We start from the raw sequence: 21,040 nt of genomic DNA on the forward strand, positions 1-21,040 counted from the left end.
GTCCTACAGGCTACCGGTGCGCGTGGGTGTGCTTCGCCGCGAGGCTGCGGAGCTCGGCGATGCGGTCGGTCGGGTCGCCGCCGAACACGGCCGAGCCCGCGACGAACGTGTCGGCCCCGGACTCGGCGGCGATGCCGATCGTGTCGGCCGCGATGCCCCCGTCGACCTGCAGCCAGACATCGAGTCCGGCCGCCGCGACGGCGTCCGCCACCCGACGGAGCTTCGGCATGGTCTGCGGCATGAACGACTGGCCGCCGAAGCCGGGCTCGACGGTCATGACGAGCACCTGGTCGAACTCGTGCAGCACCTCGAGCACGTCGTCGGGCTCGGTGCCGGGCTTCAGCGCGATGCCCGCACGGGCGCCGATGGCGCGGAGGCGCCGGGCGAGCGCCACCGGGTCGGCAGCCGCCTCGGCGTGGAAGGTCACCGACGCCGCGCCGGCCTCGGCGTAGCCCGGTGCCCAGCGGTCGGGGTCGTCGATCATGAGGTGCACGTCGAGCGGGATCGGCGTCACCTGCGCCAGGCGCTCCACCATCGGCAGGCCGAACGTGAGGTTCGGCACGAAGTGGTTGTCCATGATGTCGACGTGCACGAGGTCCGCCGTCGCGATGCGCCCGAGCTCACGCTCGAGGTTGGCGAAGTCGGCCGCGAGGATGCTCGGGTTGATCCGCGTGGTCATGCCTGCGAGCCTACCGACGCCTCGGGGTCGCGCTTGGCCAGCAGCGCGATGAACATCGCGTCGCAGCCGTGGCGGTGCGGCCAGAGCTGGGCCTCCCCCGCCTCGCCCGCGAGGTCGAGCGGATGCTGCGCGACCTCGTCGAGCACGGCGTGCACGTCGGCGCGCTCGAGGTCGTCGTGCCGGCGCAGCGCCTGCTGCACGATCGTGCGCGTCTCGGCCAGGTGCGGCGAACAGGTGACGTACGCGAGCACGCCGCCCGGCGCGAGCGCCGCGACCGCCGAGTCGACCAGCTCGGCCTGCAGCGCGGTGAGCTCGCCCACGTCGTCGGGGGTCTTCCGCCAGCGGGCCTCAGGGCGGCGTCGCAGCGCGCCGAGTCCCGTGCAGGGCGCATCGAGGAGGATGCGGTCGAACGCGCCGGCGCGATCGTCGCCGAGCTCACGACCGTCGCGCTCGTGCACCCGCACCCCGTCGTCGACGCCCGCGAGCGCCCGACGCACGAGCTCGGCGCGAGCGGGCACGACCTCGTTCGCCTCGAGCACGGCGCCGCCGGCGCGGGCCTCCGCCGCGAGCACCGCGGTCTTGCCGCCGGGGCCCGCGCACAGGTCGAGCCAGCGCTCCCCCGCGCGCACCGGGCGGGCACGCGCCAGCGCGAGTGCGGCGAGCTGCGAGCCCTCGTCCTGCACCCGCACGCGGCCGTCGTGGCCGGCGAGGGCGGCGGCCGGGTCGCCGCCGCCCGCCGTGAAGCCGATCGGCGAGAAGCGGTCGGGTTCGCCGAGATCGGCCGGCCCGACGGCATCCACCCCGCCCAGCACCGCGTAGTTCACCGCGGGCGGCAGGTTGTCGGCGGCGAGCAGGTCGTCGAGTTCGCCCGCGCGGCCCTCGCGGTCGAGCGCGCGGCGCAGCGCCCGCACGACCCACGCGGGGTGGGACGTGAGCGCGGCACGCGCGTCGTCCTCATCGAACGCGTGCTCGCGGACGCGCTCCCGCCACGCATCCGCCGACACGCGCGAGACGCCGCGGAGCACGCCGTTCACGAACCCGCTCGCGGCGGGCGCGCCCATGATGCGCACGAGGTCGACGGACTCGTGCAGCGCGGCGTGCGTCGGCACGCGCGTCGCCAGCAACTGGTGCACGCCGAGCCGGAGCACGTCGAGCACCACCGGGTCGATCTCGGCGACCGGGCGGCCCGCGGCGATGGCGATCACGCGGTCGTAGTACCCCGACATGCGGAGGGTGCCGTAGGTGAGCTCGGTGGCGAGCCCCGCGTCGGCCTCGCCGAGTGCGGCGCGCGCGATGCGGGTGGGCAGCAGGAGGTTCGCGTACGCGTCGGACTCGCGGACCGCGCGGAGCACCTCGGCCGCGACGAGGCGCGCGGGCGAGACGCGAGGCGGCCGGGCGCCGCCGCGCCGCCCCCCGCCGCGGCGCCCGCGTGCCGGGCCACGACCCTCGCCGCTCATCGCGCCACGACCTCGGCGCCCGCGCGGCCGCGTACCCAGTCCGCCGCGGCCATCGCCTTCCCGCCCGCCGGCTGCACGCGCACGAGCCGCAGCGGGCCGGTGCCGGTGCCGACGAGCGCCCGCCTGCCGACCAGGGCGATCCGGCCCGGGGGCAGCGGCTCGGCGTCGCCGGCATCGGCCGCGAGCTCGAGCACCTTCAGGCGCGCGCCGTCGACCTCGGTGTGCGCGCCCGGCTCGGGCGTGACGCCGCGGTACCGGTCGAGGACGCGCACGGCGGGCTCCGACCAGTCGAGGCGCCCGTCGGCGAGCCCGAGCTTCGGCGCGAAGGTCGGCTCGCCCGCCTGCGGGCGGGCGACGGCGGTGCCCGCGGCGATCGCGTCGGCGGCCTCGACGACGAGTCCGGCCTGCTCGGTCGCGAGCCGGTCGAGCAGGGCCCCCGCGGTCTCCTCGTCGCCGATCGCGGTGCGCCGCTCGACGAGCACGTCGCCGGCGTCGAGTGCGGGCACCAGGCGGAACACCGAGGCGCCCGTCTCGCGGTCTCCGGCCATCAGCGCGCGCTGCACCGGCGCGGCGCCGCGCCAGGCCGGCAGGAGCGAGAAGTGCAGGTTCACCCAGCCGTGCCGCGGCGCCGACAGCAGGGGTTCGCGCACCAGCCCGCCGTACGCGACGATCACGCCGAGCTCGGCGTCCATCGCGGTGATGCGGGCGGTCGCGTCGTCGTCGAGGCGGTTCGCCTTGACCACGGGGATGCCGAGTCGTTCCGCGGCCGCGGCGACTGGAGACGGCGTCAGCACGCGCCTGCGCCCCAGCGGTGCGTCCTCGCGCGTGACCACGCCGACGACGTCGTGGCCGGACGCGGCGAGTGCCTCGAGCGCGGGGACGGCGACGGCCGGCGTGCCGGCGTACACGATGCGCATCTACCCGAATGCCTCCAGATCGTCGAACCTCACCCTGAGTGTAGGCGGGCGCCGCACCGGCTGGCCCTGCACCGGGCGCCGCCGCTCGGTGGCGACGCGGATCATCGACGCCCGCAGCGACGCGGCCACCGCCGGCGCGACGCCGTAGTCCATCCGCACGATCACCCGCTCGAGCCCGTCGTCGACCGGCACCGGGCCGAGCACGTCGACCCCGCGTCCGATGGCCCGCACCTCGGCGATCGGCCGCTCGAGCACCGGCCCGCGCGCGGTCACGGTCGCGACCCGCACCGCGGGCGGGAAGCGCAGCTCGCGGCGGGCCGCGAGCTCCTCCTCCGCCCAGCGTGCGAGCGTCCAGGTCGCGAACGCCGTGGCGATGCGCCCGCGCACGCCGACCAGGTGCACCGGGGCGTCGTCGGCCGCGAGCGCCGCGGCGTCGGCCCACCACCGCACGCAGTCCTCGGCGACGCGGAGCGCCTCGCGCAGGAGCATCCGCTCGCCGTCGAGCAGCAGCACGGCACGGTAGCCGCCGGATGCCACGGGCTCGGCGCCGCGCGTGGCGATGACGAGGGCCGGCTCGGGGCCGACCGTCGTCAGCGGCCGCTCACCGTCGGAGACGATCACGCGCGTGCCCGGGAAGGCACGCCCCAGCTCCTCCGCCGTGCGCTCGGTGCCGACGGTGACCATGCGGAGGCGCTCGCCCTCGCACTCGGGGCACCGGAACGCACTCGCGCGCGTGCCGCAGACCCGGCAGGCGGGGGCCGAGCGCGGCCCCCGCTGCTCGAGCGCGCCACCGCACGCGGCGCAGGAGGCGGGCGTGCCGCACCGTGCGCACGCCAGGGCGGCCGCGTAGCCGGGCCGGGCCACCTGGAGCAGCACCGGCCCGTGCGCGGACGCCTCGCGCGCCGCGCGCCACGCAGCGGACGGGATGCGCGCCGTGCCGGGATCGGAGCCCGCCTCGTCGACCACGATGCGCGGCCGCGCGAGGCGCTCGGGCTCGATCGGCGCGCACCAGCCGACATCGACGAGACGCTGCACCTCGGTGCTGCGGGCGTGGGCGGCGAAGACCAGCGCCGCGCCCGACTGCTCCTGGCGCACCAGGGCCGCATCGCGGGCGTGCACGCCGGGGCTCAGGGGCTCGGCGTGCAGGGGGTCGCCGTCGTCCCAGAGTGCGATGAGCCCCAGCCGGGCGGCGGGCGCGTAGACCGCGGAGCGGTTGCCGATGATCACGCGCGGGGAGCCGTCGAGGCAGTCGAGGAACCCGCGGTAGCGCGCGCCGCCCGTCTGGCCCGCGTCGACGCGGGTGACGTGCTCGGCGCCGACCGCGTCGTGCAGCGCCGCCTCGAGCTGCTCGAGGTCGCGGTAGTCGGGCACCGCGACGATCGTGGTCTCGCCGCGCGCGAGCACGGCGGCGGCGGCGGACGCGAGCGTCATGGCCCAGCGCCCCACCGTGGCGCCGTCGCCGAGGCGTGCCACGCCCGGCAGCGCCTGGAGCGCGACGCGGGCGCGGGCGGCGACGGCACGGTCGAGCGCGTCGACGCCCTCGGCGTGGGCCTCCGACCCGTCGACGTCCTCGTCGCCCGCCGGGGCGGACGCCGGACCCGGCGCCGACGGAACCGGCTCGCCCGCGGTCGGCGCGCCGCCCGAGGCATCCGCCCCCTGCGCCTGCACCCACGCCTTCTCGACGCGCACGTACCGCGAGGGGATCGCCAGCCGCAGCACGTCGCTCGCCGACCCCGCCGCACGATCGGCCACGCGGCGCGCGAGCGCCCACACCTCGGGCGCGAGCACCGGCACCAGCGTGGTCACCTCGTCGAGTTCGCTGAGCCGCCCGTCGAACGCGCTCTCGTCCGCGAGTTCCACGATCCAGCCGTGGGCCAGGCGTCCGCCGCTGCGCAGCGGCACGCGCACCCGCACGCCCGGTACCGCCGACCGCGCGAGCGCGTCGGGGACGGCGTAGTCGAAGAGCTGGTCGAGCTGCGGCAGCGGGGAGTCGATCGCCACCCGGGCGACGCGCCCGCCGGGCATCAGAGGCCGGCGGCGCTGCGCAGGTCGTCGACGCGGTCGGTGCGCTCCCAGGTGAACTCGGGGAGCTCGCGCCCGAAGTGCCCGTAGGTCGACGTCTTGGCGTAGATCGGCCGCAGCAGGTCGAGGTCGCGGATGATGGCTGCCGGTCGCAGGTCGAACACCTCGCGGATCGCGCCGATGATGCGTTCGTCGGGCACGCGGCCGGTGCCGAACGTCTCGACGTACATGCCCACCGGCGAGGCCTTGCCGATGGCGTACGCCACCTGGACCTCGAGCCGGTCGGCCAGGCCCGCGGCGACCGCGTTCTTCGCGACCCAGCGCATGGCGTAGGCGGCCGAGCGGTCCACCTTCGACGGGTCCTTGCCGCTGAACGCGCCGCCGCCGTGCCGGCTCGCGCCGCCGTAGGTGTCGATGATGATCTTGCGGCCCGTGAGGCCGGCGTCGCCCTGCGGGCCGCCGATCTCGAAGCGGCCGGTGGGGTTGATGAGCACCTGCACGTCGCTCGCGTCGAGGCCGGTGCGCTCGACGACCGGGCGGATGACCGTCTCCTCGACCTCGGCCCGGAGCGTGGCGGTGTCGACCCGCGGCGAGTGCTGCGTCGAGAGCACCACGGTGTCGATGGTGCGGGCCACGCTGCCCTCGTAGCCGACGGTGACCTGGGTCTTGCCGTCGGGTCGCAGGTAGTCGAGCTCGCCGCTGCGTCGCACCTCGGCGAGCCGCTCGGCGAGGCGGTGCGCGGTCCAGATGGGGATCGGCATGAGCTCGGGCGTCTCGTTCACCGCGTAGCCGAACATGATGCCCTGGTCGCCCGCGCCCTGGCGGTCGAGCTCGTCGATGCTCGAGCCCTCGCGCGACTCGAACGCCTGGTCGACGCCGACCGCGATGTCGGGCGACTGCCCGCCGATCGAGATCGACACGCCGCAGGAGCGGCCGTCGAACCACACGTCGGACGAGTCGTAGCCGATCGAGGTGATGCGCTCGCGCACGATCGCGGGGATCTCCACGTACCCGGTCGTGCGCACCTCGCCCGCGACGTGCACGAGGCCGGTCGTCACGAGCGTCTCCACGGCGACCCGGCTGTGCGGGTCGACGGTGAGCAGTGCGTCGAGGATGCTGTCGGAGACCTGGTCGCAGATCTTGTCCGGATGCCCCTCGGTGACCGACTCGGAGGTGAACAGGCGCAGTTCGCTCATGCGGTTGGTTCGATGTCCCTTCGTAACGGCGCGTCGGTCGCGAAGCGTGCGATGCCCGACGTCTCAGACAACCACGTCGAGGATGCCGTGCGCCACCGACAGCTTGTCCCCGTGAACCCGTGTGACGACCTCGCCGTCGGCGCCCACGACCATGACCGCGTTGTCCGCGGTGCCGAACCCCTCGGTCCAACCGACCCGGTTCACGACCAGCAGGTCGCAGCCCTTCGCGGCGCGCTTGGCGCGTGCGAGCTCCAGGAGCCGGGCGTCGTCGCGCTCCGTCTCGGCGGCGAAGCCCACCAGCAGGGTGCCCTCGTGGGGCGCGTGGCCGAGCTCGGCGAGGATGTCGGGGTTGCGCACGAGCTCGAGGGTCAGCCCATCGCCCGAGTCGTCCTTCTTGAGCTTGTGCTCGCTGACCGCGGCGGGACGGTAGTCGGCGACGGCGGCGGCCATGACCACGACGTCCGCATCGACGGCCGCCGCGCGCACGGCCGTGCGCAGCTCCTCGGCCGTGGACACGTCGCGCACGTCGCATCCCTCGGGCCGTGCGACCTCGAGGTTCGCGGCGATGAGCGTGACCTCGGCGCCGCGGGCGCGCGCCGCGTCGGCGATCGCGACGCCCTGCCGGCCGCTCGAGCGGTTGCCGAGGAAGCGCACGGGGTCGAGCGGCTCGCGGGTGCCGCCCGCCGTGACCACGATGCGCCTGCCGGCGAGGTCGCCGGTCGGTGCGGCCACGCGCGCGAGGGCGGCTGCGACGATGTCGGCGGGCTCCTCCATGCGGCCGGGCCCGCTGTCGGCGCCCGTGAGCTGGCCCACGGCCGGCCCGACGACGGTCACGCCGCGCGCACGCAGCGTCGCGATGTTCGCCTGCGTCGCCGGGTTGCGCCACATCTCGGTGTGCATCGCGGGCGCGATGACCAGCGGCGCCTCCGACGCGAGCACGGTGTTGCCGAGGAGGTCGTCGGCGATCCCCGCCGCGAGCCGCGCGATGGTGTTCGCGGTCGCGGGGGCGATCACGATGAGGTCGGCCGCCTGGCCGATGGCGACGTGCCGCACCTCGGCGACGCCCTCGTAGAGCTCGTCGTGCACCGGGTTGCGGCTGATCGCCTCGAGGGTCGGTCGACCCACGAAGCGCAGCGCGGACTCGGTCGGCACGACGTGCACGTCGTGCCCCGCGAGCACCAGCTCGCGCACGACGCCGACGGCCTTGTACGCGGCGATGCCGCCCGTGATGCCGACGACGACGTTCAACGGCGCCACCTGACGCGGCCCGGCTACTCGCCGGCCGGGGTGATCTTGAGCTTGTCCTCGTTGATCTCGTGCAGCGCCACCGACAGCGGCTTGTCGTCGATGGTCGAGTCGACGAGCGGGCCGACGTTGTCGAACAGGCTGCCCTCGTGGAGGTCGGCGTAGTAGTCGTTGATCTGGCGCGCGCGCTTCGAGGCGAAGATGACGAGTGCGTACTTCGACTCGACCTTCGACAGCAGGTCGTCGATGGGCGGGTCGATGATGCCGGTCAGCTTGTCAGCCATGGCGTGCTCCTTCTGGGTGCGTGGGTCGCGCGGACGGTCTGCGCGGAAGTTCGTGAATGCGGGCAGGCTCACGCCCGCCGGGCCCGGGGCCGCATCAAGTCTACGACGTTCTGCGCGGCCTCGGCGACGTCGTGGTTCACGACGGTGTGGTCGAACTCGTCGACGGCTGCGAGCTCGACCCGTGCCGTCTCGAGCCGGCGCTGCTGCTCGGCGGGCGATTCGGTGCCCCGGCCGACCAGCCGGCGCACGAGTTCGTCCCAGGTGGGCGGCAGCAGGAAGATGAGCGTCGCCTCCGGCATGGCCTTCCGCACCGAGCGCGCGCCCTGGATGTCGATCTCGAGCAGCACGCGGTTGCCCTCGGCGATCGCGCGCTCGACCGGCGCCTTCGGGGTGCCGTAGCGGTGGGTGTTGTGCACGACCGCCCACTCGAGCAGCTCGTCGGCGGCGACCAGCCGGTCGAACTCGGCGTCGTCGACGAAGTAGTAGCTCTCCCCCTCGACCTCGCCCGGGCGAGGGGCGCGCGTGGTCGCGGAGACCGACAGCATGACCTCCGGGTGGTGCCGGCGGATGTACGACGCGACCGTGCCCTTGCCGACCGCGGTCGGTCCGGCCAGCACCACGAGGCGGTAGCCGATGCCGCCGTGCGCGGCGATCCACTCGGCGAGGAAGGCCCGCAGCGCGAGCCGCTGGCGGCGGCCGAGCCCGCCCAGCCGCTTCGCGTCGGCGATGCCGAGGTCGCGCATGATGCGCGCGCGCTTCGTCTCGCCGATCGCGGGGACCGACGTGAGGAACTCCGTCGTCCGCAGCGTCGCCTCGGGGGTCGACGGGTCCTCGAACGCGACCCGGAGCACGTCGAGCGGGCTGCGGCTGCCGTCGGACACCGACGCCTTCACTGCCGCGCGGGCGCGACGGGCGGCGACCGCCGCGCGCGACGCCGCGACGCGGTCGACCTCGGGCGGTGCGGGCGGGCCGCTGCGCACGGGCTCAGCCACGGGCCACCGCCGTGGCCTCGGCGCGGCGCGCGATGGCGTCGCGGATGCCGTCGGGGCCGGCGGACAGGATCGACCGCGACTCGTTGGCGATCACTCCCGCCGCGAGCGCGCCGAACGTGTCACCGAGGTCGGACAGCGCGGCGCCCTGGGCGCCGAAGCCGGGCGCCAGGATGGGGGTGCGGGGCGTCCCGGTGTCGTCCGGGTCGATGCCCGCCGCGCGCAGGTCGACGGTCGCCCCGATCACGACGCCGGTCGAGCCGAACGGCTGCTGGGCGGCCTCCGGCTCCTCGGCGTTCCAGGCCGCGACGCCCGAGCAGATCGCCGCCGCGACGGTCGATCCCTCGCGACTGCCCTGCTGGAGCACCGAGCGCTGGATCGCCGCCGCCTCCGGGTTGGAGGTCGCGGCGAGCACGAACAGGCCCTTCTCGTGCTGCTGGGCCAACCGGTGGGTCGGGGCGAGGTTGCCGAGCCCCTGGTACGGGTTGACGGTCAGTGCGTCCGCCTCGAGCGGCGAGCCGGGCTCGAGCCAGGCCCGCGCGTACGCGTCCATGGTCGTGTCGATGTCGCCGCGCTTCGCGTCGGCGATCACGAGGATGCCCGCGCCGCGCGCCTCGGCCAGCACGCGCTCGAGCCCGGCGATGCCCGCCGAGCCGAAGCGCTCGAAGAACGCCACCTGCGGCTTGCAGATGCCGACCCGTCCCGCCATCGCGTCGACGACGCGCAGGCCGAACTCGCGCACGCCCGCGCCCGAGGCCGGCAGACCCCACGCGTCGAGCAGGCCCGCGTGCGGGTCGATGCCCACGCACAGCCGCCCGAACCGGTCGAACGACTCGCCGAGTCGCGCCCCGAAGGATGCCACGTCAGACCGCCTTCCGCTGCAGCTCGTAGTCCTGCAGGCTCGTCACGTCGAACCCGCCGCGCACCGCGTCCACCGACGCGACCGCGGCCGACAGCTCGGCGATGGTGGTGAACAGCGGGATGTCCGCGGCGACCGCGGCCGCGCGGATCTCGTACCCGTCGGCCCGCGAGGAGCGCCCGCTCGGCGTGTTGATCACGACGTCGACCATGCCCTGGTGGATGAGCTCGACCACCGAGGTCGGCGCGTCGTCGGTCTTCTCGTTGAACTTCAGGACGACGCCCGCCTCGATGCCGTTGCGACGCAGGATCTCGGCGGTGCCCTCGGTGGCGACGATCGAGTAGCCGAGTTCGCGCATGCGCAGCACGGGCAGGATCACGGCGCGCTTGTCGCGGTCGGAGACCGAGACGAACACCGTGCCCTGCAGCGGCATGCCGCCGTACGCGGCCAGCTGGCTCTTCGCGAACGCCCGCGGGAAGTCGCGGTCGATGCCCATGACCTCGCCCGTGGAGCGCATCTCCGGCCCGAGCACCGAGTCGACGATGTCGCCCTCGCGAGTGCGGAACCGGTGGAACGGCAGCACGGCCTCCTTGACCGCGACCGGCGCGTCGAGCGGCACCGTGGAGCCGTCGCCGGCCGGCAGCAGTCCCTCGTCGATGAGCTCGGCGACGGTGGCGCCGACCATGACCCGGGAGGCGGCCTTCGCCAGCGGGATGCCGAGCGCCTTGGAGACGAACGGCACCGTGCGGCTCGCGCGCGGGTTCGCCTCGAGCACGTAGAGCACGCCCGCGCCGATCGCGAACTGCACGTTCAACAGGCCGCGCACGCCGACGCCCCGCGCGATCGCGAGGGTGGCCTCGCGCACGCGGTCGACCTGCGCCTTGCCGAGCGTGACCGGCGGGAGGGTGCAGCTCGAGTCGCCGGAGTGGATGCCGGCCTCCTCGATGTGCTCCATGATGCCGCCGACGTACAGCTGCTCGCCGTCGTAGAGCGCATCGACGTCGATCTCGATCGCGTCGTCGAGGAAGCGGTCGACGAGCAGCGGATGCGACGGGCCGACGATGCCCTGGTCGGCGATGCGCGCGAAGTAGTCGACCAGCGACGGGGTGTCGTAGACGATCTCCATGCCGCGGCCGCCGAGCACGAAGCTCGGCCGCACGAGCACGGGGTAGCCGATGCCCTCGGCGACCGTGATCGCCGCGTCGAGCTCGGTGGCCGTGCCGTTGCGGGGGGCCAGGAGCCCGGCGTCGTCGAGGATGCGCGAGAACTGGCCGCGCTCCTCGGCGAGGTCGATCGCCGAGGGGCTCGTGCCGAGGATCGGCACGCCCGCGGCCTCGAGGCCGGCGGCCAGGCCCAGCGCGGTCTGCCCGCCGAGCTGCACGACCACGCCCACGAGCTCGCCCGACTGCGACTCCGCGTGGATGACCTCGAGCACGTCCTCGAGCGTGAGCGGCTCGAAGTAGAGCCGGTCGCTCGTGTCGTAGTCGGTCGAGACCGTCTCGGGGTTGCAGTTGATCATGATCGTCTCGAACCCGGCGTCGGAGAGGGCGAACGACGCGTGCACGCACGAGTAGTCGAACTCGACGCCCTGGCCGATGCGGTTCGGACCCGAGCCGAGGATGACGACCTTGCGGCGGTCGCTCGGCGACACCTCGGTCTCGAGGTCGTAGCTCGAGTAGTGGTACGGCGTGAGCGCCGGGAACTCGCCGGCGCAGGTGTCGACGGTCTTGAACACCGGGCGGATGCCGAGGCCGTGACGTGCCGCACGGGCATCCGCCTCGGTCATGCCGCGCAGCTCGGCGACCTGGGCGTCGGAGAACCCGTGGTCCTTCGCGAGCCGGATCGTGCCCTCGTCGAGGGCGTCGGCGGATGCCACGGCGTCGGCGACCTCGTTGATCAGCACGATCTGGTCGAGGAACCAGGGGTCGATCTTCGTGGCCTCGAAGGCCTGCTCGATCGTCGCGCCCTTGCGCAGCGCCTGCTGCACCAGCACGATGCGGCCGTCGGTCGGCACCGTGGACGCCTCGAGCAGCTCGTCGACCGGACGCGGCTCGTCGCCCCAGTGGAAGCTGGAGCCCCGCTTCTCGAGCGAGCGCAGCGCCTTCTGGAGGGCGGAGGCGTAGTTGCGGCCGATCGCCATGGCCTCGCCGACCGACTTCATGGTGGTCGTGAGGGTCGGGTCGGCGGCCGGGAACTTCTCGAACGCGAACCGCGGCACCTTCACCACGATGTAGTCGAGCGTCGGCTCGAAGCTCGCCGGCGTGACCTTGGTGATGTCGTTCGGGATCTCGTCGAGGCGGTAGCCGATGGCGAGCTTCGCGGCGATCTTGGCGATCGGGAAGCCCGTGGCCTTCGATGCGAGCGCCGACGAGCGCGAGACGCGCGGGTTCATCTCGATGACGATCACGCGACCGTTCGACGGATCGATGGCGAACTGGATGTTGCAGCCGCCGGTGTCGACGCCCACGGCGCGGATGATGTCGATGCCGATGTCGCGCAGCCGCTGGTACTCGCGGTCGGTGAGCGTGAGCGCGGGCGCCACCGTGATCGAGTCGCCGGTGTGCACGCCGACCGGGTCGACGTTCTCGATCGAGCAGACGACGACCGTGTTGTCGGCCGTGTCGCGCATGAGCTCGAGCTCGTACTCCTTCCAGCCGAGGATCGACTCCTCGAGGAGCACCTCGGTGGTGGGCGAGTCGTGCAGGCCCGCGCCGGCGATGCGGCGGAGGTCGGTCTCGTCGTAGGCGAAGCCCGAGCCGAGGCCGCCCATCGTGAACGACGGGCGCACGACGAGCGGGTAGCCGAGGTCGTCGGCGGCGGCGAGCACCTCGTCCATGGTGTGGGCGATGTGCGAGCGCGCGACGTCGGCGCCGCACTCGACCACGAGCTCCTTGAAGAGCTGGCGGTCCTCGCCCTTGCGGATGGCGTCGACCTTCGCGCCGATGAGCTCCACGCCGTGCTTGGCGAGGATGCCGGCCTCCTCGAGGGCGATGGCCGCGTTCAGCGCGGTCTGCCCGCCGAGGGTGGGGAGCACCGCGTCGGGCCGCTCCTTGATGATGATCGACTCGAGGATCTCGGGGTTGATCGGCTCGACGTAGGTCGCGTCCGCGAAGCCCGGGTCGGTCATGATCGTCGCCGGGTTGGGGTTGACCAGGATGACCCGCACGCCCTCGGCGCGGAGCACGCGGCACGCCTGGGTGCCGGAGTAGTCGAACTCGGCCGCCTGGCCGATGACGATCGGGCCGGACCCGATGACGAGGACCGAATTGATGTCGTCGCGCTTGGGCATCAGTTGCCGTTCTCCTTGCTCGCGATGACCATGTCGCGGAACCGGTCGAAGAGGTAGTTCGCGTCGTGCGGGCCGGCCGCCGACTCGGGGTGGTACTGCACGGAGAACGCGGGGATGTCGAGGCAGTTGAGGCCCTCGACCACGTCGTCGTTGAGGTCGATGTGGCTGACCTCGACGCGGCCGAAGCCCTCGCCGGACTCCGTGACGCCCTCGCGGGGCGCGTCGACCGCGAACCCGTGGTTGTGCGCGGTGATCTCGACCCGGCCGGTGGCGCGGTCGAGCACGGGCTGGTTGATGCCGCGGTGGCCGAACGGCAGCTTGTAGGTGCCGAAGCCGAGCGCGCGGCCGAGCAGCTGGTTGCCGAAGCAGATGCCGAAGTACGGCAGGCCGGTGCGCAGCGCTGCGCGCAGCAGCTCGACGTGGTGGTCGGATGCCCCGGGGTCGCCCGGCCCGTTCGAGAAGAACAGCGCGTCGGGCGCCAGCGCGAGCAGCTCCTCGACCGTGACGGTCTGCGGCAGCACGTGCACGTCGAATCCGCGCTCGGCGAGGTAGCGGAGGGTCGAGGTCTTGACGCCCAGGTCGAGCACGGCGACCGAGCCGACCCGTTCGCCCTCGTGGTCGAGCCGGTAGCCCTCGGTCGTGGACACCTCGCCGGAGAGGTTCCGGCCCGTCATCTCCTGGCCGCCGCGCACGAGCGCGAGCTGCTCCGCCTCGGGCAGCGACGCGTCGTCGCCCGAGAAGATGCCCGCGCGCATCGCGCCGTCGGCGCGGATGTGGCGCGTGACCGCGCGCGTGTCGATGCCGCTGATGCCGACGACGCCGCCGGCGACGAGGTCGTCGTCGAGGCTGCGCTGCGCGCGGAAGTTCGACACCACGCGGGAGGGGTCGCGCACGACGTACCCGGCGACCCAGATACGCGAGGACTCCATGTCCTCGTCGTTGGTGCCCGTGTTGCCGATGTGCGGCGCGGTCATGAGCACGATCTGGCCCGCGTACGACGGGTCGGTCAGGGTCTCCTGGTAGCCGGTCATGCCGGTGGCGAACACCGCCTCGCCGAGCGTGCGGCCGGTCGCGCCGTAGGCGCGTCCGGCGTATCGGGTGCCGTCCTCGAGGACGAGGACCGCGGGTCCTGCGTCCGTCCCGGGGATCGCCATGTCAGGCCTCGCTTCCGTTGTCGCCGCCTGGGGCCGTCCCGGCCCCGGCGAGTGTGGTGAGGGCGTCCACGATGCGGGTGGCGTCGCCGACCCGCTGGGCCCTGAGGTAGGTGTCGACGACGAGGTCGTCGGATGCGTCGGCGTCCCCGGCGGTGCGTGCACGCCAGGAAAGCGCGATGAGCCCCTCCGGCTCCACGCCGCGGTCGATCGCCCAGCTCGCGGTCGTGACCTCGACGAGGGCGTCCGCCGGCACGTACACCGGCTGCTCGCCGCGCAGGTCGAGCACGAGCCCGTCGGCGCGGACGTCGATGCGGCCCGCGGCGCGGAACCCGAGTCCGCGCGGGGCGAGGCGCTCCACGGGCCGCCGGTGCGGCGTGGTCGCCACGTGCATCACGGGCGCCTCGAGCACGGGCGCGCCGGGCTCCGCGGGCTGCGGGTGGTCGACGATGCCGGCGTCGCGCCCGCGCCGGGCGCGCCAGGAGCGGATCATGAGCGTCGCGAACAGCGCGACGAGCGCTGCGGCGACGAGGCCGCCGACCAGGTACTCATCCACGGGCGCCTCCCGCGACCTCGTCGGCCGGGCGCACCTGGCCGTCGAGCACGGTCGCGACGCCGCGGTGGAACGTGGCGAGCACGCGACCGGGCAGCGAGCGGCCGAGATAAGGCGAGTTGCGGCTGCGTCCGGCGAGCGAGCCCACGCCGAACTCGGCGCGCGCATCGGGGTCGTAGAGCGTCAGTTCGGCCGGCGCCCCCGCCTCGAGCGCGTGCCCGTGGCCGGCGAGGCTGCCGATGCGCGCCGGCGCCGCCGACATCACGCGCGCGACGTCCGCCCAGGCGAACCGGCCGGTCTCGACCATGGCCTCGTGCACGACCGACAGGGCGGACTCGAGCCCGACCATGCCGTTCGCGGCGGCATCCCACTCGCACTCCTTCGACTCGACGGGGTGCGGAGCGTGGTCGGTCGCGACGATGTCGATGGTGCCGTCGGCCAGCGCGTCGCGCAGCGCCTCGACGTCGTCGGCCGTGCGCAGCGGCGGGTTCACCTTGTACCGCGCGTCGTAGCTGGCGACGAGGTCGTCGGTGAGGAGCAGGTGGTGCGGGGTCACCTCGGCGGTGATGCGGATGCCGCGGGCCTTCGCCCAGCGGACGACCTCGACCGAGCCCGCGGTCGACAGGTGGCACACGTGCAGCCGGCTGCCGACGTGCTCGGCGAGCAGCGCGTCGCGCGCGATGATCGCCTCCTCGGCGACCGCCGGCCAGCCGCGCAGGCCGAGCTCGCCCGAGAGGGCGCCCTCGTTCATCTGCGCGCCCTCGGTGAGGCGCGGCTCCTGCGCGTGCTGGGCGATCACGCCGTCGAAGGCCTTGACGTACTCGAGCGCGCGGCGCATGAGGAGCGGGTCGGCGACGCACAGCCCGTCGTCGGAGAACACGCGCACCTTCGCCCGCGAGGCGGCCATCGCGCCCAGCTCGGCGAGCCGCTCCCCCGCGAGGCCCACGGTGACGGCACCGATCGGCTGCACGGTGACGTAGCCGGCGTCCTCTCCGAGCCGGAGCTCCTGCTCCACGACGCCCGCGGTGTCGGCCACGGGCGACGTGTTCGCCATCGGGAACACCGCCGTGTAGCCGCCGGCCGCGGCCGCGCGGCTGCCGGTCAGCACCGTCTCGCTCTGCTCGAACCCGGGCTCGCGCAGGTGCGTGTGCAGGTCGACGAGGCCGGGCAGGGCCAGCAGGCCGTCGGCGTCGATCACGGTCGCGCCCGCGGCATCCGTCACCGAGCCCAGCTCGGCGATCCGTCCGTCCGCGAGCAGGAGGTCGCCCCGCGTGCCGTCGACCAGGGTCGCGCCGCGGATGAGCGTGCGGCTCACGCCGCCTCCTCCCGCTCACCGGACAGCAGCAGGTACAGGGCAGCCATTCTCACCGAAACTCCGTTCGCAACCTGTTCGAGCACCGTGGACTGGGCCGAGTCGGCGGCCGACGCCGCGATCTCGAAACCCCGGTTCATCGGCCCCGGATGCATGACCATCGTAGTCCGCGGCAGTCGCGCGAACCTGGCGTCGTCGAGCCCCCACGTGCGGGAGTACTCCCGGCTGTTGGGGAAGAACGCGGCGTGCATGCGCTCGGCCTGCACGCGCAGCATCATCACCGCGTCGGGGCCCGCGTCGATCGCCGCATCGAGGTCGTAGCCGACCTGTGCGGGCCACGCCGAGACATCGACCGGCAGCAGCGTCGGCGGGGCGACGAGCGTCACCTCGGCGCCGAGCGCGTCGAGCAGCCACACGTTCGAGCGGGCGACGCGCGAGTGCAGCACGTCGCCGACGATCACCACGCGCGCGCCGTCGAGCCCGCGACCGCGCGAGGCGCCGCCGTGCAGGCGCCGGCGCATCGTGAACGCGTCGAGCAGCGCCTGGGTCGGATGCTCGTGGGTGCCATCGCCCGCGTTCACGACGCCCGCGTCGATCCAGCCGCTCGTCGCGAGCACCTGCGGGGCACCGGATGCCTGGTGGCGCACGACCACCGCATCGGCACCGATCGCCTGCAGCGTCTGGGCGGTGTCCTTCAGGCTCTCGCCCTTCGAGACGCTCGAGCCCTTGGCGCTGAACGTGATGACATCGGCCGACAGTCGCTTCGCCGCCGCCTCGAACGAGACGCGGGTGCGGGTCGAGTCCTCGAAGAAGAGGTTCACGACCGTGCGGCCGCGCAGCGTCGGGAGCTTGCGCACCTCGCGCTGCTGGACCGCCGCCATGTCCTCGGCGACGTCGAGCAGCTCGATGGCCCGCTCGCGCCCCAGATCGCGGGTCGAGAGCAGGTGCCTCATCGCACGCCCCCCTCGATGGTCACGCCATCCTCGCCGTCGATCTCGCGCAGGTGCACGTTGATGCGCTCGGTCGCCGCGCTCGGCAGGTTCTTGCCGACGAAGTCGGCGCGGATCGGGAACTCGCGGTGACCGCGGTCGACGAGCACGGCGAGGCGCACCGCGCGCGGCCGGCCGATGTCGGCCAGCGCGTCGAGCGCGGCGCGGATGGTGCGCCCCGAGTAGAGGACGTCGTCGACGAGCACGACGGTGCGGCCGTCGATGCCGACGGGCACGTCGGTCGGCGCGGGCGTGCGCGTGCGCGTGTGGGAGAGGTCGTCGCGGTACATGGTCACGTCGAGCGCGCCGGCGAGGGCGTCGGGGGCCCCGGGCTCGATGCGACGGATGACGTCGGCGATCCGGGAGGCCAGCACCACGCCGCGCGTGGGGATGCCGAGGATCACCAGGCCGTCCGCCCCGCGGTTGGATTCGAGGATCTCGTGGGCGATGCGCGTGAGCGCGCGTTCGATGTCGGCCTGCTGCAGCACGGGGCGCACAGCCATGCAGACTCCCTTCTCCGCCTCACGGGACGGACTTCAAAGGATGTCGGTTTCGTCGATTCTACCGGACAATGACGCCATGGCCGACGTCATGATCGCCGTGATGCCCTTCGCGGGGCACGTCGCACCGCTGGCCGCGGTGACCGCGGCCTTCGTCGAGGCCGGCCACGACGTGCGCGTCTACACCGGCCGCGCCTACGCCGAACGGTTCGCGGCGCTCGGCGCCGAGGTGGTTCCCTGGACGTGCGCACCGGACTTCGACGAGCTCGACCTCGCCGCCACGTTCCCCGCGCTCCGTGGCCGGAAGGGTCCGCGCCAGCTGCTCGCGAACGTCGAGCACCTGTTCGTGGGCACCGGCGCCGCACAGGGCGAGGACCTCGCCCGTGCGTTCGCGGCACGCCCGTGGGACGTCATCGTGGCCGACGGGCTCAGCCTCGGCACGCACCTCGCGGCGGAACGCCTCGGGACGCCGTCGGTCACCGTGAGCATCGTCCCGCTCTCGATGCCGACCCCGGAGCTGCCCCCGCCGATCCTCCCGCTGCTCCCGGCGACCGGTCCGCTCGGCCGCCTCCGCGACCGCGTGCTGTTCACGGCGCTGGACGTGCTCTCGCGCGGCGTGCGGCGGGCGTACGACGCCCAGCGCGCGGCGTTCGGCCTGCCGCCGACCGACGGGCCGCTCGACGATGCGTGGCACTCGCCCGACCTGGTCTGCGCGTCCGGAGTGCCCGAACTGGAGTTCCCCCGCAGCTCCTGGCCCGTGCGCGTCGAGTTCGTGGGCGCCCTCGCGCCGACGGGGTCGATCCGGCCCGAGCCGCCGGCATGGTGGGCGGACCTGCCCGACGACCGCCCGATCGTGCACGTGACGCAGGGCACGCTGAACGTCGACCCGGACGACCTGATCCGGCCGACGTTCACGGCCCTCGGCCGCCAGCCGGTGTCGATCGTGGCGACGACGGGGCGGGCCGACGCGCCGGAGCTGCCGTTCCCGGCCCCGCCGAACGCGCACGTGACGGGGCTCGTCGACTATGCGGCGCTGCTCCCGCGGCTCGACGCGATGATCACCAACGGCGGGTGGGGCGGCGTGCTCGCCGCGCTCGCGCACGGGGTTCCCCTCATCGTCGCCGGCGGCGACATCGACAAGCCGGTGATCGCCGCTCGGGTCGGCTGGGCCGGCGCGGGCATCGACCTGCGCACCGGCACGCCGAGGCCGCGGGCGATCCTGCGCGCGTGGCGGCGGCTCTCCGGGGACCCCCGCTACCGGGAGCGCGCCGCCGAGATCGGCCGCGCCCTCCGCACCCACGACGGGCCGCGCGAGGTCGTCGCCCACACGATCGCGCTCGTCGAGCGGCGGCGAGCGGGGCGTCCCGCGAGAGACGCCGGCTGACGCGGCGGAATCAGTTGCCGGTGATGAACGCCCGCACCTCGTCGGCGTCGAACGCGCCCGTGTACGGGGCGCCGTCCACGAGCAGCGTGGGCGTGCCCTCGACGCGCTCGATCTCGGCGCCCTCGATGGGCCCGGTCAACGCCTGGTCGTTCGACGCCTGCACCCAGTCGACGTAGGTGTTCGCCGCGATGCAGTCCGCTGCGCCGGGCGCGCCCGCGTCGGCCGCGAGCTGCGACAGCGCCGGGTCGTCGAGCCCGGCGGCATCCGACGGCTGGTTCGCGAAGACCGCGGCCACCATCGGCAGCAGCGCCTCGGGCGCCTCCGTCGCGACGCACGTCATCGCCGAGCCCGCGCGCGACGAGTAGGCCGTGTCGGAGGCGCGGTCGAGGAAGTTCATCGGGTGGACGGCGTAGGTGATGGTGCCGTCCTCGACGAGTTCCGCGATGGTGTCGCCGACCTCGGCCTCGAAGTCCGCGCAGTGCGGGCAGGACGGGTCGACGTACGCAGCGACCCGGATGTCGCCGTCGCCCGCGACGAGCGCGAACTCGTCGAAGTGCGCCGCGCCGATCGTGCCGGTCGGCAGGTCGGCCGAGGCATCCGCCCCGCCCGTGCCGGTCTCGCTCGCGGTGTCGGGCGCGCAGGCCGCCAGCGAGGCCGCCAGCGCGATGCCGCCCGCGATCGCCAGCACGCGACGGATCACGCGCGGTCCCCCGCCACGGCCGAGAGCAGGCCGTTCACGAAGCTCGCCGAGTCGTCGGTCGAGAGCACGGTGACCGACTCGACGGCCTCCGAGATGGCGACGCCGTCGGGCACCTCGTCGTTGTACGCGATCTCCCAGACCGCGATGCGGAGCACGGCACGGTCGACCGCGGGCATGCGCTCGAGGGTCCAGCCGCGGGAGTGCGACGTGATGAGCTCGTCGATCTCGGCACGGTGGTCGATGACGCCGTCGACGATCTCCCGCGCGTACAGCCACGACGCCTGGCGCTCGGGCTCGCCGACCGCGCGCTCCGCCTCGTCGGCGAGGACGCGCTCGACCGGCACGCCGCGGAGGTCCGCCGCGTAGAGCATGTCCAGCGCGCGCTTGCGCGCCTTCGTGCGGGCGCTCACTAGTCGTTCACGCGGCCGAGGTAGTCGCCGGTGCGGGTGTCGACCTTGACCTTGGTGCCGGTCTCCAGGAACAGCGGCACCTGGATCTCGTAGCCGGTCTCGAGCGTCGCCGGCTTGGTGCCGCCGGTCGAGCGGTCGCCCTGCAGGCCCGGCTCGGTGTAGGTGATCTCGAGCACGACCGAGGCCGGCAGGTCGAGGTAGAGCGGGTTGCCGTCGTGCAGCGCGATGGTCACGGGCTGGTTCTCGAGCATGTAGTTCTTGGCGTCGCCGACGACCGTGTCGGTCACGGTGATCTGGTCGTAGTCGGTCGCGTCCATGAACACGAAGCTCTCGCCGTCGTTGTACAGGTACGTGTAGTCGCGGCGGTCGACGTTCTGGATGTCGACCTTGGCGCCGGCGTTGTAGGTGCGGTCGACGACCTTGCCGCTCACGACGTTCTTCAGCTTGGTGCGCACGAACGCACCGCCCTTGCCGGGCTTGACGTGCTGGAACTCGATCACGCTCCAGAGCTGGCCGTCGATGCTCAGGACGACGCCGTTCTTGATGTCCGCAGTGCTCGCCATGTGGTGGTTTCCGTTTCGATAGAGAAGTCCGCGGGCGCGCCGAATCGGCTGCGGCCCGCAGAGCAGTCTAGACGCCGGGCCGCCGAACGGCCGAATACGTCAGGCGACCAGGCGCGCCACCTGGTCGATCGCGAGCCGGTACGAGTCGGCTCCGAACCCCGCGATCACGCCCGTCGCGACCTCCGACACGACGCTGTAGCCGCGGAACGCCTCCCGCGAGTGCGGGTTCGACAGGTGCACCTCGATGAGCGGCAGGCCCGACTTCGACACCATCGCGGCCGCGTCGCGCATGCCGTAGCTGTAGTGCGTGAACGCGGCGGGGTTCAGCACCACGGGGCATCCGCGGTCCACCGCCTCGTGCAGCCAGCCGATCAGCTCGCCCTCGTGGTCGGTCTGGCGCAGCTCGATGTCGATGCCGGCGGGAGCGGACGACTCGAGCCGCGCGCGGATGTCGTCGAGGGTCGCCGTGCCGTACACGTCGGGCTCGCGCGTGCCGAGGCGGCCGAGGTTGGGTCCGTTCAGCACCAGCACCGTCGTCATG

The 21,040-nt window shown here is 73.8% G+C and carries 20 protein-coding genes; 1 reads left to right on the forward strand and 19 read right to left on the reverse strand.

Translation table 11 applies throughout. The annotated features are described in order from the left end of the window. Positions 1-10: 10 nt before the first annotated feature. From rpe to pyrR, 15 genes are all read right to left on the reverse strand, one after another. Entirely contained in the window at positions 11-679 is a 669-nt protein-coding gene (rpe, locus tag ABZK10_RS14580; protein ID WP_353810022.1) for a ribulose-phosphate 3-epimerase, read from the reverse strand. After that, complete coding sequence (locus tag ABZK10_RS14585) at positions 676-2,136, reverse strand: RsmB/NOP family class I SAM-dependent RNA methyltransferase (protein WP_353810023.1); 1,461 nt, start codon at positions 2,134-2,136, stop codon at positions 676-678. The genes rpe and ABZK10_RS14585 overlap by 4 nt, the downstream gene beginning before the upstream one ends. After that, entirely contained in the window at positions 2,133-3,053 is a 921-nt protein-coding gene (gene fmt, locus ABZK10_RS14590; RefSeq protein WP_353810024.1) for a methionyl-tRNA formyltransferase, read from the reverse strand. Before fmt ends, ABZK10_RS14585 begins: the two co-directional genes overlap by 4 nt. Beyond that, a complete protein-coding gene (locus tag ABZK10_RS14595) occupies positions 3,054-5,054 on the reverse strand; it encodes a primosomal protein N' family DNA-binding protein (protein WP_353810025.1) in 2,001 nt (666 codons plus the stop codon). 23 nt (positions 5,055-5,077) lie between these two features. Further along, the gene (metK, locus tag ABZK10_RS14600) at positions 5,078-6,271 is read right to left on the reverse strand and encodes a methionine adenosyltransferase (protein ID WP_353810026.1); all 1,194 of its coding nucleotides are present in this window, start codon (positions 6,269-6,271) and stop codon (positions 5,078-5,080) included. 63 nt (positions 6,272-6,334) lie between these two features. Beyond that, positions 6,335-7,519 (reverse strand): bifunctional phosphopantothenoylcysteine decarboxylase/phosphopantothenate--cysteine ligase CoaBC, encoded by a 1,185-nt coding sequence (coaBC, locus tag ABZK10_RS14605; RefSeq protein ID WP_353810027.1) that lies wholly within the window; start codon positions 7,517-7,519, stop codon positions 6,335-6,337. Between the two features lie 23 nt (positions 7,520-7,542). Next, positions 7,543-7,800, reverse strand: a complete 258-nt coding sequence (gene rpoZ, locus ABZK10_RS14610) for a DNA-directed RNA polymerase subunit omega (RefSeq protein WP_281886498.1) — start codon at positions 7,798-7,800, stop codon at positions 7,543-7,545. Between the two features lie 68 nt (positions 7,801-7,868). After that, positions 7,869-8,792, reverse strand: a complete 924-nt coding sequence (gene gmk / locus ABZK10_RS14615) for a guanylate kinase (RefSeq protein WP_353810028.1) — start codon at positions 8,790-8,792, stop codon at positions 7,869-7,871. Further along, positions 8,785-9,651 carry an orotidine-5'-phosphate decarboxylase gene (gene pyrF / locus ABZK10_RS14620; RefSeq protein ID WP_353810029.1) on the reverse strand — a complete coding sequence of 289 codons (867 nt, stop codon included), beginning with the start codon at positions 9,649-9,651 and terminating at the stop codon, positions 8,785-8,787. The genes gmk and pyrF overlap by 8 nt, the downstream gene beginning before the upstream one ends. A 1-nt stretch (position 9,652) precedes the next feature. Further along, positions 9,653-12,937, reverse strand: a complete 3,285-nt coding sequence (gene carB / locus ABZK10_RS14625; RefSeq protein WP_353810030.1) for a carbamoyl-phosphate synthase large subunit — start codon at positions 12,935-12,937, stop codon at positions 9,653-9,655. Beyond that, positions 12,937-14,091 (reverse strand): glutamine-hydrolyzing carbamoyl-phosphate synthase small subunit, encoded by a 1,155-nt coding sequence (carA, locus tag ABZK10_RS14630; RefSeq protein ID WP_353810031.1) that lies wholly within the window; start codon positions 14,089-14,091, stop codon positions 12,937-12,939. Before carA ends, carB begins: the two co-directional genes overlap by 1 nt. A gap of 1 nt (position 14,092) precedes the next feature. Then, positions 14,093-14,644, reverse strand: coding sequence for a PH-like domain-containing protein (locus ABZK10_RS14635; protein WP_353810032.1), 552 nt, complete (start codon positions 14,642-14,644; stop codon positions 14,093-14,095). Beyond that, positions 14,637-15,956 carry a dihydroorotase gene (locus tag ABZK10_RS14640; RefSeq protein WP_353810033.1) on the reverse strand — a complete coding sequence of 440 codons (1,320 nt, stop codon included), beginning with the start codon at positions 15,954-15,956 and terminating at the stop codon, positions 14,637-14,639. The genes ABZK10_RS14635 and ABZK10_RS14640 overlap by 8 nt, the downstream gene beginning before the upstream one ends. Continuing rightward, positions 15,953-16,906, reverse strand: coding sequence for an aspartate carbamoyltransferase catalytic subunit (locus ABZK10_RS14645; RefSeq protein ID WP_353810034.1), 954 nt, complete (start codon positions 16,904-16,906; stop codon positions 15,953-15,955). The genes ABZK10_RS14640 and ABZK10_RS14645 overlap by 4 nt, the downstream gene beginning before the upstream one ends. Beyond that, positions 16,903-17,445, reverse strand: a complete 543-nt coding sequence (pyrR, locus tag ABZK10_RS14650; protein ID WP_353810035.1) for a bifunctional pyr operon transcriptional regulator/uracil phosphoribosyltransferase PyrR — start codon at positions 17,443-17,445, stop codon at positions 16,903-16,905. The genes ABZK10_RS14645 and pyrR overlap by 4 nt, the downstream gene beginning before the upstream one ends. A gap of 76 nt (positions 17,446-17,521) precedes the next feature. Between pyrR and ABZK10_RS14655 the strand changes: the two genes are divergently transcribed. Beyond that, positions 17,522-18,826, forward strand: a complete 1,305-nt coding sequence (locus tag ABZK10_RS14655; protein ID WP_353810037.1) for a glycosyltransferase — start codon at positions 17,522-17,524, stop codon at positions 18,824-18,826. 10 nt (positions 18,827-18,836) lie between these two features. Here ABZK10_RS14655 and ABZK10_RS14660 read toward each other — a convergent pair whose 3' ends face one another. The 4 genes from ABZK10_RS14660 to ABZK10_RS14675 all read right to left on the reverse strand — a co-directional run bounded on the left by ABZK10_RS14660 (position 18,837) and on the right by ABZK10_RS14675 (position 21,039). Continuing rightward, on the reverse strand, positions 18,837-19,526 hold the full coding sequence (locus ABZK10_RS14660) for a DsbA family protein (protein WP_353810039.1): 690 nt from the start codon (positions 19,524-19,526) through the stop codon (positions 18,837-18,839). Then, a complete protein-coding gene (nusB, locus tag ABZK10_RS14665; RefSeq protein ID WP_353810040.1) occupies positions 19,523-19,936 on the reverse strand; it encodes a transcription antitermination factor NusB in 414 nt (137 codons plus the stop codon). Before nusB ends, ABZK10_RS14660 begins: the two co-directional genes overlap by 4 nt. After that, a complete protein-coding gene (gene efp / locus ABZK10_RS14670) occupies positions 19,936-20,499 on the reverse strand; it encodes an elongation factor P (RefSeq protein WP_353810041.1) in 564 nt (187 codons plus the stop codon). Before efp ends, nusB begins: the two co-directional genes overlap by 1 nt. A gap of 99 nt (positions 20,500-20,598) precedes the next feature. Next, on the reverse strand, positions 20,599-21,039 hold the full coding sequence (locus ABZK10_RS14675) for a type II 3-dehydroquinate dehydratase (RefSeq protein ID WP_353810042.1): 441 nt from the start codon (positions 21,037-21,039) through the stop codon (positions 20,599-20,601). Position 21,040: the final 1 nt, after the last annotated feature.

The organism is Agromyces sp. SYSU T00194 (genome assembly GCF_040496035.1).
GTDB lineage: Bacteria > Actinomycetota > Actinomycetes > Actinomycetales > Microbacteriaceae > Agromyces > Agromyces chitinivorans.

Bases quoted from the DNA above. Each gene is read 5' to 3' on its own strand.
- efp (WP_353810041.1), bottom strand. From the start codon at position 20,499: ATGGCGAGCACTGCGGACATCAAGAACGGCGTCGTCCTGAGCATCGAC.
- rpe (WP_353810022.1), bottom strand. From the start codon at position 679: ATGACCACGCGGATCAACCCGAGCATCCTCGCGGCCGACTTCGCCAAC.
- ABZK10_RS14585 (WP_353810023.1), bottom strand. From the start codon at position 2,136: ATGAGCGGCGAGGGTCGTGGCCCGGCACGCGGGCGCCGCGGCGGGGGG.
- ABZK10_RS14675 (WP_353810042.1), bottom strand. From the start codon at position 21,039: ATGACGACGGTGCTGGTGCTGAACGGACCCAACCTCGGCCGCCTCGGC.
- pyrR (WP_353810035.1), bottom strand. From the start codon at position 17,445: ATGGCTGTGCGCCCCGTGCTGCAGCAGGCCGACATCGAACGCGCGCTC.
- carA (WP_353810031.1), bottom strand. From the start codon at position 14,091: ATGGCGATCCCCGGGACGGACGCAGGACCCGCGGTCCTCGTCCTCGAG.
- ABZK10_RS14655 (WP_353810037.1), top strand. From the start codon at position 17,522: ATGGCCGACGTCATGATCGCCGTGATGCCCTTCGCGGGGCACGTCGCA.
- metK (WP_353810026.1), bottom strand. From the start codon at position 6,271: ATGAGCGAACTGCGCCTGTTCACCTCCGAGTCGGTCACCGAGGGGCAT.
- ABZK10_RS14645 (WP_353810034.1), bottom strand. From the start codon at position 16,906: ATGAGGCACCTGCTCTCGACCCGCGATCTGGGGCGCGAGCGGGCCATC.
- rpoZ (WP_281886498.1), bottom strand. From the start codon at position 7,800: ATGGCTGACAAGCTGACCGGCATCATCGACCCGCCCATCGACGACCTG.
- fmt (WP_353810024.1), bottom strand. From the start codon at position 3,053: ATGCGCATCGTGTACGCCGGCACGCCGGCCGTCGCCGTCCCCGCGCTC.
- carB (WP_353810030.1), bottom strand. From the start codon at position 12,937: ATGCCCAAGCGCGACGACATCAATTCGGTCCTCGTCATCGGGTCCGGC.